The sequence below is a fragment of the Priestia sp. TRN 1309 genome, assembly GCF_050846875.1.
GTDB classification, from domain to species: Bacteria; Bacillota; Bacilli; order Bacillales; family Bacillaceae_H; genus Priestia; species Priestia zanthoxyli.
On sequence record NZ_JBOZGM010000001.1, the window covers coordinates 937198 to 953159 of the forward strand.

Below are 15962 nucleotides of genomic sequence, written 5' to 3' on the forward strand. Positions count from 1 at the left end.
TACCGAAGTTGTCTTTTATCAATTAGACAGCCGGGATTAAAAGGAGTGAGAAGTAGTGTGGAATATTTGGCGTTCTGAGCTGGCAGTATCTTTTCGGCAACGAACATATTTTTCTTTCGTGGTTTTATGGGTGGTTGTGCTCTCATTTTTGTTTTTACTTCAAAGCACTTCACCCGCATTTAGTGGTTATACGAATATCACTGGAACAATTATGAATTTACTGCTCTACATCATTCCGTTATTTATGCTTATTAATGGATCATTTTCGATTGCCAGCGAAATGGAAAACGGGCAGTTCAGGCTGCTTTCTACATACCCGTTATCAACCGTTTCTTATGTAATAGGGAAAATACTAGGGCAGATTACGTCTCAGTGCTTAATGTTTACCTTAAGCTACGGAATTAGTTTGCTCATTGGACTGTTGTTTGGCGTTTCATTTTCAGCCAAATGGGCAATTGCTCTCTACTTTTTTGCGATCAGCCTGCTATTCTTCTTTTTAATAATGGGGGTTGTCATTGGCTCGTTTAGTTCGACTCGGTGGCAAGCACTGTCTATTTCGGTATTTATCTGGTTTTTTTTAATTATGCTATGGCCAACGGCTTTAATTAGCACGTTGAATTTACTGCCTTATCCTATGGTTGGGGCTGCTTTAAAGACGTTGCTTTATATAAACCCAGCAGAACTACTCAGGATTGTATTTGTCATCAAATTAAACGGTGGAGCCGTTTTTGGACAAGCCTATGACGGACTCACCTCTTATTATAATTACGATCAATGGATATCGTGGCTTGGACTATGTTATTACACGCTAGTTGTGATGGTAATAAGCATATTAATCTCTGACAAAAACCTGACTCGAAAAAGGAGGAAATAATGTACGTTTTAAAGGATATTTCAAAACGCTATAAGCAGCATGTGGCATTGGCTCCTTTAAGCTTTCAGGTAAGTAAAGGGGAGTGCCTGGTTTTGTGCGGTGGTAACGGCGCGGGCAAGAGTACCCTTATTGATATACTGGCGGGCATCTCTATGCCTTCAAGCGGTGCTGTCACTCTTGAAGAAGACTCTTTAATAGATCATCGAAAGCAGTATTTAACAAACATTTCTTATATGCCCGATGACTTTCACGCTCAGCGCTATTTAACTGTTAGAGAATTTCTTTTATTCTATGGATCACTAAGAAGCGTTTCAAAGGATAAAGTAAATAAAGTGCTGGACACGATAGGTCTTCAAGAAAAACAGTATGCAAAGGTTAAAGAGCTATCTAAAGGAATGAGGCAGCGTCTTTTGCTTGGTCAAGCACTGCTGCCAGAGGCAAAGGTTATTTTATTAGATGAACCAACTAACGGACTCGATCCCTATTGGATCAATCAGTTTATTCAAATCATAAAAGAAGCAAAAAAAAATGGAACGATCATTATCTTTTCTACTCACATGATGGACGTAGCAGCTGAGTTAGGGGATGAAATCATGTTTTTAGACAATGGCCATGTTGTAAAACAGCTAAAAAATTATTATTTAAATATTCCTGAATTTACGCTGAAGCTTCTGTCTTTACACAGACAATTAAAAAGAAGTGACTAAGGTCAGCTGGTCTACCATCTCTTAAATTTTGATGATTCAGTACGCAAAACAACTTAGATAAAAAGGGGTTATTTGCATGTCTTTAACCAAAATTATCACCTATGACCTTTTACATTCGGACGAGCAGGATTCACCTTTTTTGGAGGTCATTCAAAGGTATAATAATGTCAAAATTACATCGTCCTGTTATGTAGTGGAAACGGCTGACTCACCCCAGGAAATACGGAATAAGCTGTTTCAATATATGAACATAAACGATAGGATATTTGTTAGTAATTTAAAAACGGGAAGTGTAGGGACGAACATTATTGGTAATCCGCAAAAATTTATTGATATGAAAAAAGAATAGACAGAAGTTCACTGTTAAAAACGTGCTGCTATAGAAAAAAGCTTTTCTTTTGTTAAAGGAAAAGCTTTTTTCTATAGCAGCGTCCTTTACATCTATAAAATATGCTATAAATACCTCCTTTGAGTGATTTACCATATTTTTATAAATGATAGGATAAGGAAGAAAGGGTTTTTCATTAGGTTTGTTGTTAGTTATTATAAAAGCGTTTTCAATTAAGGGGAGAGATACATATATGAAGCAGAAAAAATGGCTGGTCTTTATTGGTACGATCCTTCTTTTGGCTTTATCCGCCTGTGATAAGGATGTCAAAGATCCACTCAATTACAAGATGAATACTTTTTCGTATCAAGATCAAAATCAGCAAGAATATGGGCTGAATGAGTTAAAAGGAAAAGTATGGGTAGCAGATTTTATCTTCACTAGTTGTACAACCGTTTGTCCTCCTATGACAGCTCACATGACTAAGCTTCAAGAAGAGGTGAAGAAGAGCGGAATAAAAAATATAGAATTCGTTTCCTTCAGCGTTGATCCGCAAAATGACAGTCCGCAGGCTCTTAAACAATATGTAAAGAAGTTTAATGGTAATCTAGAAAACTGGCATTTGTTAACAGGTTATTCTCAAAAACAAATTAAATCCTTCGCCATGAACAATTTTAAAGTTTTTGTTCAAAAGCCTAAAGATACGGACCAAATTATACATGGAACAAGCTTTTATTTAATTAATCAAGAGGGGATTGTAAAGAAAGACTATAACGGAGTAAGCGATGTGCCGTATGCACAAATCATTGAAGATATTAAAATTTTGCAGCACTGAGAAAGAATTACTATAGGAATATGGATAAAATGAATATATTGTCAGTCTTCGTAAAAAGCTGCTTGTTTTTCAGGCAGCTTTTTTATACGAAAACACCTAATAAACTATACTGAGAGTTTACGATTGATAAGAAGGTGAGAGCTGCTTTACAACATTGTGCCATACGTTTAGGATTAAACATAATAAGTTAGTAAAAGGGGAGAAGGATATTGCCTATACTTAATGATAAGCTGTACGGAAACTTTGAAATAGACGGTGTTCTTTTAAAACTGATTCAAAGTGACCCCGTACAGCGTTTAAAAGGAATTTACCAAGGCGGAGCGAGCCGGTTTGTAAATGAAAAATGGAATACTACTCGATACGATCACTCCGTTGGTGCGATGATGCTTGTACATAGGCTAGGAGGCTCTTTGGAAGAGCAAATAGCAGCTTTATTACATGACGTTTCACATACGGCATTTTCTCATGTGATTGACTATGTTTTGGAACAAAAAGAAGAAAATTATCATGAAATGATTTACGAACAAATTGTGACCGGGTCGTCTATTCCTTCTATTTTAACGAGCGCCGGTTTAAACTGGCGAGATATCTTACTTGATGAAAGCCAGTGGACGCTGCTCGAACAGAACGCTCCGCGCTTATGCGCTGACCGCGTGGATTATACGCTGCGGGATTTGTACGTATGCGGCGAGATTACTTTACAAGAAGTGCATGCGTTTTTGGATCAGCTTGTCGGATTTAAGGGACAAATGGCGTGCTGTAATTTATCAGCGGCAGAGTGGTTTGTGGATGCTTACTACAAAGAAGTCATTGGCTTTTTTATGAATCCGCTTAATATGTTTGGGAATTATCAGCTGACGGAAATTATCAAGCTTGCTTTGCAGAAAGATATAGTGTCTATGGAAGATTTTTTAAAGCAGGATGACGATGTGGTTCGGTTGCTGAAAAACGCTGGAGATAGTAGCATTGAAGGGATGCTATCTGCTCTTTTTAACAGCAAAGCAGAAACAGGAACGGCGTCTTGTTATGATGTTTACCAAACGACAAAAATGCGCTGGGTTGATCCTCTCGTCATTGGTTCAGATGGGGCGGCTCCTGTATCTCAGTTATCACTTACCGCTAAAAGAGCAATAGAGCAAGCGAAACAAAGGATAGAAAAAGGAGTATATATCATCGTTCAGGCTCCGTTATAAAATGAATCGTTACATAAAAAAGGGGATGCAATAATGTGCATCCCCTTATCTTATAAGAAGTTTTATAGACCTCTAAAGAAGCCTTCTCTTAACGAACTTCATCACGCTTTGCAGTTAGTTCTTTAATCGTTTCGCCTTCAACTAACACCGGCTGATAGTAAGTTTCGTTTGGTAACTCTTTTTTGCCCTGCAGCTTTTTAATGATCCAATCAGCCGCGTCGTGTCCCATTTGTTCCTGCGGATGGGTTAACGTTGTTAAATTAATCGTCGCATTTTTAGCGATGTACGAATTATCTTGACCAATAATTGACAACTTGTCCGGAATGGAAATGCCAAGCTGTCTGCATACATTTACAACTTCTAATCCGACTTCGTCGTTATAGCAGACAAGAGCGGTCATTTCGTCTTGATTTTCAGTGAGAAACTCTTTTAAATTAGCGTACAAATCGAGCTTTGTTTCGGTGTTAAAAGACAAAATATGCTCAGGCTGAAAGCGTAGTTTTGCATCACCGAGCGCTTTTATGTAGCCTTTCATTCGGTATTTTCCTTGCAGGTCATCCATTTTGGCAATAAGTCCAATTTGTGTATGTCCTTTTGAAATTAATTCATTTGTGGCAAGGTAGCTTGACTGAACGTCATCTAAACAAAAAAACGGAACCTCTAATTCTTCGTAGTAGGCGTTAATCATCGTAAACGGAACGTCTTGTTCTTTGAATGATAAATAATAAGAGATGTTTGGATTGTACAAATTACTTTTTGTAGGTTCAACAATTAAGCCGTCTACTCCGTAGGAAAGCATCATTTCCAGGGCTTTTTTTTCTTGTTCTACATCATTATTCGTGCTCGCCAGCAGCAGGGAATAATTATCTTTATTTAACCTGCTTTCAATTCCGCGAATGATCGAAGGGAAAATATAGTCGGAAATATAGGTAGTAATTACGCCGATCGTTTTGTTGGCAGAAGCCCCGCTCGCTTTGGATTGATACTGGTTGCTTACATAGGTGCCAGACCCTTTTTCGCTTCTTAAAAATCCTTCATTCGACAGCTCTAAAATCGCTTTTCGAACCGTATGTCTGCTGACACCATACGTTTCTTGCATGACCGATTCAGTCGGGATTTGCTCGCCAATGCTGTAATCGCCTGAAAGAATTTTGCTTTTTATATCTTCAATAATCACCTGATATTTTGGCTTCATGTTTTCACTTCTTTCGTAGTTGTATACATTCAACTTTTTTTATGTATAAAATTTGTATGGACATATTTTATCATGAACGTGAATAAATGAAAAGATTTCCGTAATTTTTAATCAAAAGGAAAATGATTTAAGGGTTGAATACCGATTTTTTAAAAGTTTAAGAAGAGAATAGTAGGGTGTTTTGAGTATTTGTGTGCATATATAATTTTATTATTGACAAATGTACGTACAAATAAATATACTTAAGTTGTTAACAAATTCAAACAGCGTTACATAAAACGGAAAGCGCTTCCTTACTGCTATAGGTATCTTTATAGCTATCAGAAAGGAGATTAAACGTGAAAACAACTCAAGAAACCATAAAACAAGCAATTGCTAAAGGAAAAACGTCCCTTGGAATTGAACTTGGATCTACTCGTATTAAAGCGGTGCTGATTGACGAAAATTTTGAAACGATCGCATCAGGCAGTTATGAATGGGAAAATCTCTTAGAAGACGGTTTTTGGACGTACAACTTACTCGATATTATTACAGGTCTGCAAAGTGCTTACCGTGAAATGAAGCAAGAAGTGGAACGAAGCTACGGGATCACCATTCGAACAGTTGGCTCCATCGGCGTTTCAGCTATGATGCACGGATATATGGCGTTTGATAAAACGGGTGAGCTGCTTGTTCCGTTTCGAACGTGGCGTAATGCAACAACAAGCGAAGCAGCAAAAGAATTAACTGAACATTTTAACTTTAATATTCCTGAACGATGGAGCATTGCGCATCTGTATCAGGCAATCATCAATCAAGAAAAACACCTGCCGCGCATCCATTACATAACAACGTTAGCCGGCTATATTCACTGGCTGCTGACGGGCACTAAGGCGCTTGGCATTGGAGATGCTTCGGGGATGTTTCCAATTGATGAACGCACGCAAAATTACAGTGAAGATATGATGAAGAAGTTTAATGAGCTTATTTCTTACAAAGGATATCCGTGGCAACTATCAGATATTCTGCCTGCAGTTCATACTTCAGGCGAGCAAGCAGGCACGTTAACAGCGATAGGAGCTAGTATTTTAGATCAATCAAAAAATTTGCAGCCGGGCATTCCGTTTTGTCCTCCAGAAGGAGATGCAGGAACGGGAATGGTGGCGACAAACAGCGTAAGAAAACGTACGGGAAATGTTTCAGTAGGAACGTCCGTTTTTGCGATGATTGTACTAGATAAAAAGCTTTCAAAAGTCTATCCGGAAATTGATTTGGTTACCACGCCAAACGGCAGTCCAGTTGCCATGGTTCATGCGAATAACTGTTCAAGCGACTTGAATGCTTGGCTCGGATTGTTTCGTGAATTTTCGGAGGCGATGGGGCAAAAAGTAGAGTCGGATAAATTGTTCCAAGTGATGTTAAATAAAGCGTTAGAAGCTGATCCAGATGCAGGGGGCTTGCTTAGCTACGGCTATTTCTCAGGTGAAAATATTACCGGATTAGAAAGTGGACGTCCGCTATTTGTCCGGTCAGCAAAAAGCAATTTTAATCTAGCAAACTTTATGCGAACGCATCTTTTTACAGCTTTTGGCGCTTTAAAAATCGGAATGGATCTTTTAGTAAAAGAAGAAAACGTAAAGATTCACAGCATTTTAGCGCACGGAGGATTATTTAAAACGCCGGTAGTGGGTCAAAAAATGATGGCAGCGGCAATTAATACCCCGGTTTCCGTCATGGACACAGCGGGAGAAGGCGGCGCGTGGGGAATGGCTATTCTTTCTTCTTATATGCTCAATAAAAGTGAGAATGAAAGTTTAGAAGATTTCTTGGATGATAAAGTCTTTAAAGAAGTGACCGCACAAGAAATTTATCCTGATGAGCTCGATGTAAAAGGGTTTGAAGCATTTATTAAAAGATATAAAAAAGGGCTAGTCATTGAAAAAGCAGCTGCCGAGCATCACAGCGAAGAACGGGAGGAGTTACTGTGCTAGATAAATTAAAAGAAGAAGTATTTCAAGCAAACCTCGATTTGCCAAAACACGGACTGGTCAAGTACACGTGGGGAAATGTAAGTGCAGTTGATCGAGACAGCGGTTTGTTTGTGATTAAACCAAGCGGGGTGACGTATGAAAAAATGACGGCCAAAGATATGGTAGTCGTAGACCTAGATGGCCGCGTGGTAGAAGGTGAGCTTAATCCGTCCTCTGATACACTGACACACGCCGTACTATATAAACACTATCCCGAAATTGGCGGTATTGCTCATACGCATTCAACGTGGGCGACCATTTGGGCTCAAGCAGGACTTGATGTGCAGGCAATGGGAACGACTCATGCCGATACCTTTTATGGTTCCGTACCGTGCGCGCGCTTTTTGACAGAAAAAGAAGTAAATGACGGATATGAAGTGGAAACGGGCAAGGTGATTATTGAAACGTTTGAAAAGCGCGGTTTAGATGTGCTAGCGGTTCCTGGAATTTTACTTCAAGGACACGGGCCGTTTACGTGGGGAAAAGATGCCAAAACGGCGGTAATGAACAGCGTCGTATTAGACGAAGTATCAAAAATGAACTTCTTTACACAAAAATTAAACGGACTGGCTGAAGAGCTGCCGCAGCGTATATTAGACAAACATTATTTACGAAAACACGGACAAAACGCGTATTACGGGCAAGGGAATTAAAAGACTTACATACAGAAAAGGGGATTATCATGTTAAAAACAGCTCAAAAAGAATTTTGGTTTATTGTTGGTTCACAGCACCTTTACGGAAAAGAAGCGCTAGCAGAAGTAAAAGCACACGCGCAAAGTATGACTGATGCTTTAAATGAAAGCGGTGTCTTACCTTATCCGCTTGTGCTGCAAGATTTAGCTGTGAGTGCTGATACGATTACAAGCATGATGAAAGAAGTGAATTACCGAGATGAAGTTGCCGGTGTAATCACGTGGATGCATACGTTCTCGCCTGCAAAAATGTGGATTCGCGGCACCAAACTGCTGCAAAAACCGCTGCTTCATTTGGCAACACAATTTAACGAAAGTATTCCTTGGGAAACGATTGATATGGATTTTATGAACTTGAATCAGTCCGCTCACGGTGATCGTGAATACGGCTTTATCAACGCGCGTTTGAACAAGCAAAATAAAATTGTAGTGGGCTACTGGGAGCGCCCCGACGTACAGCAGCAAATTGCACAGTGGATGGACGTAGCCGCTGCTTATAACGAAAGCTTCAACATTAAAGTTGCGCGTTTCGGTGACAATATGCGCAACGTGGGGGTAACAGAAGGAGATAAAATCGAGGCGCAAATTCAATTTGGCTGGACGGTTGACTACTTTGGAATCGGTGACCTTGTTCAATATGTCAATGCCGTTACGGAAGAAGAAATCAATGATTTATTTGCTGAATATGCCGACGCGTATGAATTTGTTTACGGCGATTATTCTGCAGAAGACTGGGAATCTAGCGTAAAAGTACAGGCAAGCTATGAAATTGCGATTAAACGTTTTCTAGACGAAGGCGGCTACAGCGCTTTTACGACTAACTTTGAAGATCTATACGGCATGAAGCAGCTTCCTGGTCTAGCGGTACAGCGCTTGATGGCACAGGGATACGGCTTTGCTGGTGAAGGAGACTGGAAAACAGCGGCGCTTGACCGCCTGCTCAAAGTGATGAGCCATAATCAGTCAACGGGCTTTATGGAAGACTACACGTATGAATTGGCTCCCGGACGTGAGTCAGTGCTTCAATCACACATGCTTGAAGTAGACCCGACGCTAGCAGTAAACAAGCCAAAACTAATCGTTTCTCCGCTAGGTATCGGCAACCGCGAAGATCCGGCCCGCTTAGTGTTTGACGGTAAACAAGGAGAAGGCGTAGTCGTTTCTATGGCTGACTTCGGCACGCATTACAAGCTGTTAATTAACGAAGTATCGGCATTTGAGCCGGAAGTTCCAGCTCCACATCTTCCGGTAGCGCGCGTGCTTTGGAACATTAAGCCGAACTTCCAAGACGGCGTTAAAGCGTGGATTGAAAACGGAGGAGGACATCATACAGTTCTTTCATTAAATTTAACTACGGATCAAATTGTGAGCTATGCAAAGCTTGTGAATTTAGAGTACGTCATTATTAAGTAAGCATCATTACTTCCAAGGGAGCGCTGCTTCCTTGGAAGTGAAAATATAGCGTCAGTAAAAGAACGCCGTATTTAGAAATAAATGAAAGCGTTTTAAATAAGTGTGGCAGGAAGAAAAACTAAGACAATACAAAGGGGATATAATCATGAGTAAAGTATCAAGTAAGTTTATCTTCTTCTTCGGCTCATTTGCCGGTATTTTATTCGGTTATGATATTGGGATTATTGCTGGTGCAGAAGGTCATATCCGTGAAGCGTTTCATTTAAGTCCGCTGTGGCTGGGGATTGTAGTTTCATCGCTAATGGGTGGAGCCATTATCGGTTCTATTTTAAGCGGATTATTAGGTGATAAGTTTGGACGAAGAAAGTTAATTTTAATTTCCTCTATCATTTTTCTGTTAGGCTCCATCGGTTCAGCGATTGCACCAGAGGAAATTACGTTAACGATTGCGCGCGTCTTTTTAGGTACAGCAGTAGGAACGGCTTCTTCGTTAGTTCCTGCCTATATGTCAGAAATCGCACCCGCTCATATTCGCGGGAAGCTTTCAGGTTTGAATCAGCTAATGATTGTAATTGGATTATTATTAAGCTATATCGTAGCCTTTATTTTTGAGCCGGTTCCAAACAGCTGGCGATTAATGCTTGGAAGCGCCGGTATTTTTGCGATCGTTTTATGCATCGGGATGATCAAGCTTCCGGAGTCACCTCGCTACTTAATTAAAAACGGAATGGCAGATAAAGCGCGTGAAGTGCTGCGCACGCTTCGTTCCTCAGCAGCTGAAGTCGAAGCTGAAGTATCTGAAATTCAAAGCGTAGCTGTGCATGAACAATCAGGCATTAAACAGCTGTTTCAGAAAAAGTTTCGTTTAGCTTTAATTATCGGTGTCGGAATGGCAACTTTTCAGCAGATTCAAGGCTCCAACTCAATTGTTTATTATGCAACAAGCATTGCCCGTCAAGTTGGTTTAGCGCCGCAGGTAGCTGCTGGTTTTACGGTTATTGTTGGGGTAATCTTCGTTGTGACAACACTTATTTTTCTGCAGTTTGTTGATAAATTCAACCGCCGTACCATTCTTACGGTTGGCGGAGCGGGAATGGCTCTTTCCTTTTTTACACCGGCTATTCTTGGAGCAGTAGGCGTTAATGAATCCGTTGTTAACTGGGTTACGTTAATTGCACTTTGCTGCTTTATCCTGTGCTATGCGTTTTCTTGGGCGCCCCTTACGTGGATCATTGTAGGAGAAATTTTCCCGCTTTCTGTGCGCGGAATCGGTGCTGGTATTTCATCTGCCTTTAACTGGACAGGATCGCTTGCAGTAGGGCTTGTGTTTCCTATTTTAGCCGATCAGTTTAGCTTAGGTGTGATCTTTTCAACGTTTGGGATCATTTGTATTCTCGGATTATTCTTCATACGCTTTGTAGTTGTCGAAACTAAAGGGCGCAGTCTAGAGCAAATTGAAACAGACATGGCAGCTCGTTCTGAAAGAAATTCGTTAAGTCCAGTTGAGCGTAATAAATACGTTTAATTGTCGTAAATGTTTTAAATGTAAGGTGCTGAGATAAAAATATTTTAGCTGAAGTGAAAAACGAACCACTAATCAAACACTTTGATTAGTGGTTCGTTTTTTATGGTGAACGCAGGTTTCAGCTGTTTCATTTCTTCTAGCAGTTGATTGGAGAGCAAAGCGAAGCCTTGCACGGAAATCAACTGCGGGGCAACAAGCGGTTCAGCTCATGTCGGCCTTTGCTCGTCTTTGGATTATGCTCCAGCTCTTATTAATAGATACTGAGATTCTAGCTTTTATGTTGTCCTATCCGTGCTTAACAAAATGAAAGAATAGATAGGCTATGGAAACTAATTTAAATGTGCGTTCTTCTTACAAGAAGATAGTGACCTTCATCAGCAAATTTCCATATAAATAAGTAAGCATGTTTACTTTTAACTAAATTTATTTAGTAATAGGGGGATTAACTAGTTGATGAATTTGACGCTTCATGAACGTTCTGAAAAGTTATTAAAGCAAAGAATTAAACAATTAAATCCGAGAGATCCATTCAACTTTGTTTTTATGGGCGACAGTAGAGGTGACGGACCAAACGATAATTGTTACACGATGAGCGGTGAATTTGAGCTTGTGTTAAAAAAGGCGGTGGAATTGAATCCGCTGTTTATTATTCATGGGGGAGACACCGTGTATACAGGAGAAAAGAGGTATTTGGAGCACTTTGTTAAAGTTGTCGAAAAAATAGCACCAAACATTCCCGTGTTTGTATGCGTAGGGAATCATGATGAATTAAACCTTGAAGAAAGCAACCTCGAAAACTTCAGAGCCACTATCGGAAAAGTGCACTGGGTCATTGATATTCCTGTCTTTAACTTCCGGTGCATCGCATTAAATAATATCATCAGTCCCAAGAATAAAATATATGGATTTACAGATAGAGAGCTGAATTATTTAGAGCAGCAGCTAGAGGATGCTCCTCGTAATACCGTTGTAGCCATGCATGCGCAGCCAAATATTGGCCGGTGGTCAGACCTGGGAGGTTTTCCTGTAACGACTCCTCAAAGTCAAGAATTTTTTGATTTAATTCAAGAACATCGCGTGAAAAAAGTGTTAGTCAGCCACGTGCATGCGTATGACGAGCAGTTTATTAGAAAAAACAGAAACGGGTCGTTTACGCTTGGAAGAGGTACTGATTTTGTATTATCAGGAGGCGCGGGTGCACCCCTTGATTTTGAACCGCCTTTAATTTTAAATAATTATAATTTTACGGAGTTTTTTGTTAGCCGGTACGACATTTTAGGACCTCTTCTTTGGAAGGATTTTGGACGACCTCGAAGAAGTTGTTTGTAAAAACAAGAAAGTAGAAAGCTAGGTTCAAAAAAAAGAGGCTGGGAAAAAAGGGTTTTAGGCGAAATGAAAAATGAACCACTAATCAAGCATCTTGATTAGTGGTTCATTTTTTTATTAGGGTAAACGTAGATTTCATGTGTATAGGTCTTTCTAGCAGGTGATTGGAGCACAAGACGAAGACTCCTGCGGGAAAAGCGGAACACGTGAGACCCCACAGGAGCTTATGCGACGAGGAGGCTCAGTGACCGCCCGCGGAAAGCGAAGTCTTGTACGGAAATCAACTGCGGTGTCACAAGCGATTCAGCTCATGTATCCCATTTGCCTTTAGATTGGATTCACTTGGTTATGTCTCAACCTCTTTTGGAAAACCGTACGAAACCTTGTAGCAGAAGGCCCAGTCAAGCGTTATAATAGATAGTGAATGATGATATATTCTCTATATTTGTCATATATTTGTATTACATATGTAATTGAAGAAAAATATTCACTTGATATACTGTTTAATGACTTAACTTTATCTTAACATTCACAGTGAAATGCGTGTTTATAGAGGCTTAAAACATACACAGCAAATGGAGGAGCTATCATGGCAAACGAAAAGATGCAAGAAGGACTCAATCGTTTTATTAAGGAAGATTTAAATGACCTTTTAGGTAGACTGTTCCCCCTAATGGACCGAGAATGTGCGGAAGAAAAGAGAATGCTTATCGAAACGGCGGTAGAGTACATCTATTCTTCAGGGTATCATCAAGGAGCAAAAGACTTGATCGAAACACATCGAAAAGATGATTACAAATTATTAAGGCAAAAATTAGCGTCAACGCCTCCTGAAAACTAATTTTTTTGAAATTTCTTTTGACAACATAAATGTAAGGTGTTAAGATGACTCTACATTCAAAATATTATAAACAATTAAAACTCTTATTGAGAGAGGCGGAGGGACTGGCCCTGTGAAGCCCGGCAACCATTTAACAATCTTGTTAAAAAGGTGCTACATCCTGCAAAGCGTACAGCTTTGAAAAATAAGAGAGGATTTCATAGATACTATGCCTCTCTATTCATGATAGAGAGGCTTTTTATTTTATGTGAATATGTTTTGAATGAACAATTTCATAGAAATGCATCAGGTGCTGTGTAACGAATGTACGCAGCTTAAAAGGGAAGACCGGTGAAAAGCCGGCGCGGTCCCGCCACTGTAATGGGGAGCAACTTATTAACCACTGTTTCATGTTGAAATGGGAAGGGATAGGAAGCGATGAACCTAAGTCAGGAGACCTGCCTGTTGTATGCACTTAAGCTCTACGGGATATAGAGAGGAGTGAGGAATACGTGTTGAGAAAAACAGGCTATCTCAACTTTAGTTAAGTATGCGTATCATCTCTCTTTTCATTTCGAAAAGGGAGATTTTTTAGTTTAGCGATAAAAAAATATATAGGGAGTGGAAAAAATGAGCAGTGTAAAAAGTTCAAATGTAGGTTATCCAAGAATTGGTGAAAAACGAGAATGGAAAAAAGCGCTTGAGCAGTTTTGGGCAGGAAAGCTAGAGAAAGATATCTTTCTTCAGGAAATTGAAGCTCTTCGTCTTGGGCATCTGAAAAAACAGCGTGACGCAGGAATTGAATTAATTCCAGTCGGCGATTTTAGCTTATACGATCACGTGTTAGATACAGCCGCTATGTTTGGTTTGGTGCCAAAGCGCTTTGAATATAGCGGAGGCCCGGTATCCCTTGAAACGTATTTTGACATCGCCCGAGGAACAAAAGGTGCGGTAGCCTCTACGATGACAAAATGGTTTAACACAAATTATCACTACATTGTACCCGAGCTTGAGGAATGTACGCCAGCACTTGTAGAAAATCGCCCGCTTCAATTTTACAAAGAAGCAAAACAAAAGCTGAATATCAAAGGCAAACCCGTTATTTTAGGTCCAGTAACATTTGTGAAGCTGTCAAAAGGATATAAAAAAAGTGAGTTTAAAAAAGTAGTTGAACAATTTGTTCCTCTTTATGCAACAATCTTAGCGGAGCTGCAGGCAGAAGGCGTGGAGTGGGTACAAATAGATGAGCCGGTTTTAGCTACAACGCTATCAAAAGAAGACCTGGCACTGTATAAAGAAGTCTATGAAGCTTTGAAAAAAGCGGCACCGAATGTAAAAGTCATTTTGCAGACGTATTTTGACAGCGTAGATTACTATAAAGAAGTAGTTGCTCTTCCTGTTCACGGAATTGGATTGGATTTTGTACATGACCGAGGCGAAAATCTCACGGCGCTTAATAAATATGGGTTTCCAACTGATAAAGTGCTGGCAGCAGGAGTGATTGACGGACGAAACATTTGGCGTGAAAACTTGGACGAACAGCTTTTAACAATCAGTGAAATTGAAGAAGCCGTATCAAAAGACCGTTTGATTCTGCAGCCTTCATCAAGTTTATTACATGTTCCTGTCACGGTGAAAAGCGAAAAAACCATTGAGCCAATTCTAAAAAACGCGCTGTCTTTTGCAGATGAAAAGCTAAAGGAAATCACGCTTTTAACAAAAGCGGTGCAGCAAGGAAAAGAAGCAATAGAAAAAGAAATAAGTGAAAGTAAACAGGCGATTCAAGCATTAAATGGATCATCTTTTCGAAACCATCAAGACGTGCAAAAAGAGCTGAAGCAGCTGCACAGCTATAAAGCACAGCGCCAAGCGTCGTTTGACGTACGTCAACGCGTTCAGCAAGAAGCGTTTCAACTGCCGCTTCTTCCAACGACAACAATTGGAAGCTTTCCGCAAACAAAAGAAGTGCGAAAAGAGCGTCTGAAGTGGCGTAAAGGAGAGTTAAGCGATGAAGCATATGAAGCGTACATTAACGCTGAAATCAAAAAATGGATTGAAATTCAAGAAGACATCGGCTTAGATGTCCTTGTGCACGGAGAGTTTGAGCGCACGGACATGGTTGAATACTTCGGTGAAAAATTAGGAGGTTTTCAGTTTACGAAGTTTGGCTGGGTGCAATCATACGGTTCTCGCTGCGTGAAGCCGCCGCTTATTTACGGAGATGTCTCGTACGAGCAGGCGATGACGATCAAAGAAACGGTCTACGCACAGTCTCTAACCAATAAGCCTGTTAAAGGAATGCTGACGGGGCCGATTACGATTTTAAACTGGTCATTTGTGCGTGATGATATCCCGCGCTACGACGTGGCAAATCAAATTGCGCTTGCTCTTAGAAAAGAAGTGGAAGCACTTGAAAGTCAGGGCATCTCAATGATTCAAGTAGATGAACCGGCGCTGCGTGAAGGACTGCCGTTAAAACGAGAAAACTGGGAAAGCTACTTGAACGCCGCGGTGTACGCGTTCAAATTAGCCACAGTATCGGTGCAAAACGAGACGCAAATTCACACGCATATGTGCTATTCGGAATTCGAAGAGATTATTGATGCGATCAAAGCGCTTGATGCCGACGTGATTTCCATTGAAACGTCCAAAAGCCATGGTGAATTAATTTATGCGTTTGAAAAACATACGTATAACCAGGGAATTGGACTTGGCGTATATGATATCCACAGCCCGCGCGTACCGAAGCTTGAAGAGCTGACACGAAACATTGACCGCGCTCTAAAAGTGCTTGATCCTGCATTGTTTTGGATTAATCCCGACTGCGGTCTTAAAACAAGAGGAATCAGCGAGACGGTGGAAGCTTTAAAAGTGATGGTTGAGTCTGCAAAACAAACAAGAAAAAATTTATTACAAAACGCTTAATAACAAGAAAGTCAAGACCAAGCAGTGTAAACGCTACACTGCTTGGTCTTATGGGTTTTTTAAAGGCCAAAAATATCCATTGACACTTCCCGTAGATTTTTGTATCTTTTTAAAGGTG

The 15962-nt window shown here is 40.3% G+C and carries 14 protein-coding genes and 2 riboswitches; of the genes, 13 read left to right on the forward strand and 1 reads right to left on the reverse strand.

Annotation, left to right across the window (positions count from 1 at the left end):
• The first annotated feature begins 55 nt into the window (after positions 1 to 55).
• The 5 genes from ACRPLQ_RS04960 (at position 56) to ACRPLQ_RS04980 (ending at position 3937) form a co-directional block, all read left to right on the forward strand.
• Positions 56 to 874 carry an ABC transporter permease gene (locus ACRPLQ_RS04960; protein WP_165636339.1) on the forward strand — a complete coding sequence of 273 codons (819 nt, stop codon included), beginning with the start codon at positions 56 to 58 and terminating at the stop codon, positions 872 to 874.
• On the forward strand, positions 874 to 1581 hold the full coding sequence (locus ACRPLQ_RS04965) for an ABC transporter ATP-binding protein (RefSeq protein WP_165636340.1): 708 nt from the start codon (positions 874 to 876) through the stop codon (positions 1579 to 1581). Before ACRPLQ_RS04960 ends, ACRPLQ_RS04965 begins: the two co-directional genes overlap by 1 nt.
• 76 nt (positions 1582 to 1657) lie before the next feature.
• Positions 1658 to 1930, forward strand: a complete 273-nt coding sequence (locus ACRPLQ_RS04970; protein ID WP_165636341.1) for a hypothetical protein — start codon at positions 1658 to 1660, stop codon at positions 1928 to 1930.
• Between the two features lie 232 nt (positions 1931 to 2162).
• Positions 2163 to 2744, forward strand: coding sequence for an SCO family protein (locus tag ACRPLQ_RS04975; protein ID WP_165636342.1), 582 nt, complete (start codon positions 2163 to 2165; stop codon positions 2742 to 2744).
• Positions 2745 to 2953: 209 nt separating this feature from the next.
• Positions 2954 to 3937: an HD domain-containing protein gene (locus ACRPLQ_RS04980; protein WP_325076461.1), complete on the forward strand. Its 984-nt coding sequence runs from the start codon at positions 2954 to 2956 to the stop codon at positions 3935 to 3937.
• An 88-nt stretch (positions 3938 to 4025) separates the two neighbouring features.
• On the opposite strand, the gene ACRPLQ_RS04985 is transcribed toward ACRPLQ_RS04980, so the two are convergent.
• A complete protein-coding gene (locus ACRPLQ_RS04985) occupies positions 4026 to 5132 on the reverse strand; it encodes a GntR family transcriptional regulator (protein ID WP_034267057.1) in 1107 nt (368 codons plus the stop codon).
• 338 nt (positions 5133 to 5470) lie between these two features.
• Here ACRPLQ_RS04985 and ACRPLQ_RS04990 point away from each other — a divergent pair, with 338 nt between their 5' ends.
• The 8 genes from ACRPLQ_RS04990 (at position 5471) to metE (ending at position 15844) form a co-directional block, all read left to right on the forward strand.
• Positions 5471 to 7102 (forward strand): xylulokinase, encoded by a 1632-nt coding sequence (locus tag ACRPLQ_RS04990; RefSeq protein ID WP_367077878.1) that lies wholly within the window; start codon positions 5471 to 5473, stop codon positions 7100 to 7102.
• Positions 7096 to 7794: an L-ribulose-5-phosphate 4-epimerase gene (locus tag ACRPLQ_RS04995; RefSeq protein ID WP_108674800.1), complete on the forward strand. Its 699-nt coding sequence runs from the start codon at positions 7096 to 7098 to the stop codon at positions 7792 to 7794. The genes ACRPLQ_RS04990 and ACRPLQ_RS04995 overlap by 7 nt, the downstream gene beginning before the upstream one ends.
• Positions 7795 to 7823: 29 nt before the next feature.
• The gene (gene araA / locus ACRPLQ_RS05000) at positions 7824 to 9248 is read left to right on the forward strand and encodes an L-arabinose isomerase (RefSeq protein ID WP_367076959.1); all 1425 of its coding nucleotides are present in this window, start codon (positions 7824 to 7826) and stop codon (positions 9246 to 9248) included.
• Positions 9249 to 9393: 145 nt separating this feature from the next.
• Positions 9394 to 10773: a sugar porter family MFS transporter gene (locus ACRPLQ_RS05005; RefSeq protein ID WP_154991905.1), complete on the forward strand. Its 1380-nt coding sequence runs from the start codon at positions 9394 to 9396 to the stop codon at positions 10771 to 10773.
• Positions 10774 to 11226: 453 nt separating this feature from the next.
• Positions 11227 to 12102: a metallophosphoesterase family protein gene (locus ACRPLQ_RS05010; RefSeq protein WP_223546690.1), complete on the forward strand. Its 876-nt coding sequence runs from the start codon at positions 11227 to 11229 to the stop codon at positions 12100 to 12102.
• A gap of 157 nt (positions 12103 to 12259) precedes the next feature.
• Positions 12260 to 12430, forward strand: a complete 171-nt coding sequence (locus tag ACRPLQ_RS05015) for a hypothetical protein (RefSeq protein WP_367076960.1) — start codon at positions 12260 to 12262, stop codon at positions 12428 to 12430.
• A gap of 258 nt (positions 12431 to 12688) precedes the next feature.
• A complete protein-coding gene (locus tag ACRPLQ_RS05020; RefSeq protein WP_028414722.1) occupies positions 12689 to 12940 on the forward strand; it encodes a hypothetical protein in 252 nt (83 codons plus the stop codon).
• 80 nt (positions 12941 to 13020) lie between these two features.
• A riboswitch (SAM riboswitch) is annotated at positions 13021 to 13131 on the forward strand.
• Between the two features lie 79 nt (positions 13132 to 13210).
• A riboswitch (cobalamin riboswitch) is annotated at positions 13211 to 13399 on the forward strand.
• Positions 13400 to 13549: 150 nt separating this feature from the next.
• Entirely contained in the window at positions 13550 to 15844 is a 2295-nt protein-coding gene (gene metE / locus ACRPLQ_RS05025; protein ID WP_165636347.1) for a 5-methyltetrahydropteroyltriglutamate--homocysteine S-methyltransferase, read from the forward strand.
• The last annotated feature ends 118 nt before the right edge of the window (positions 15845 to 15962 follow it).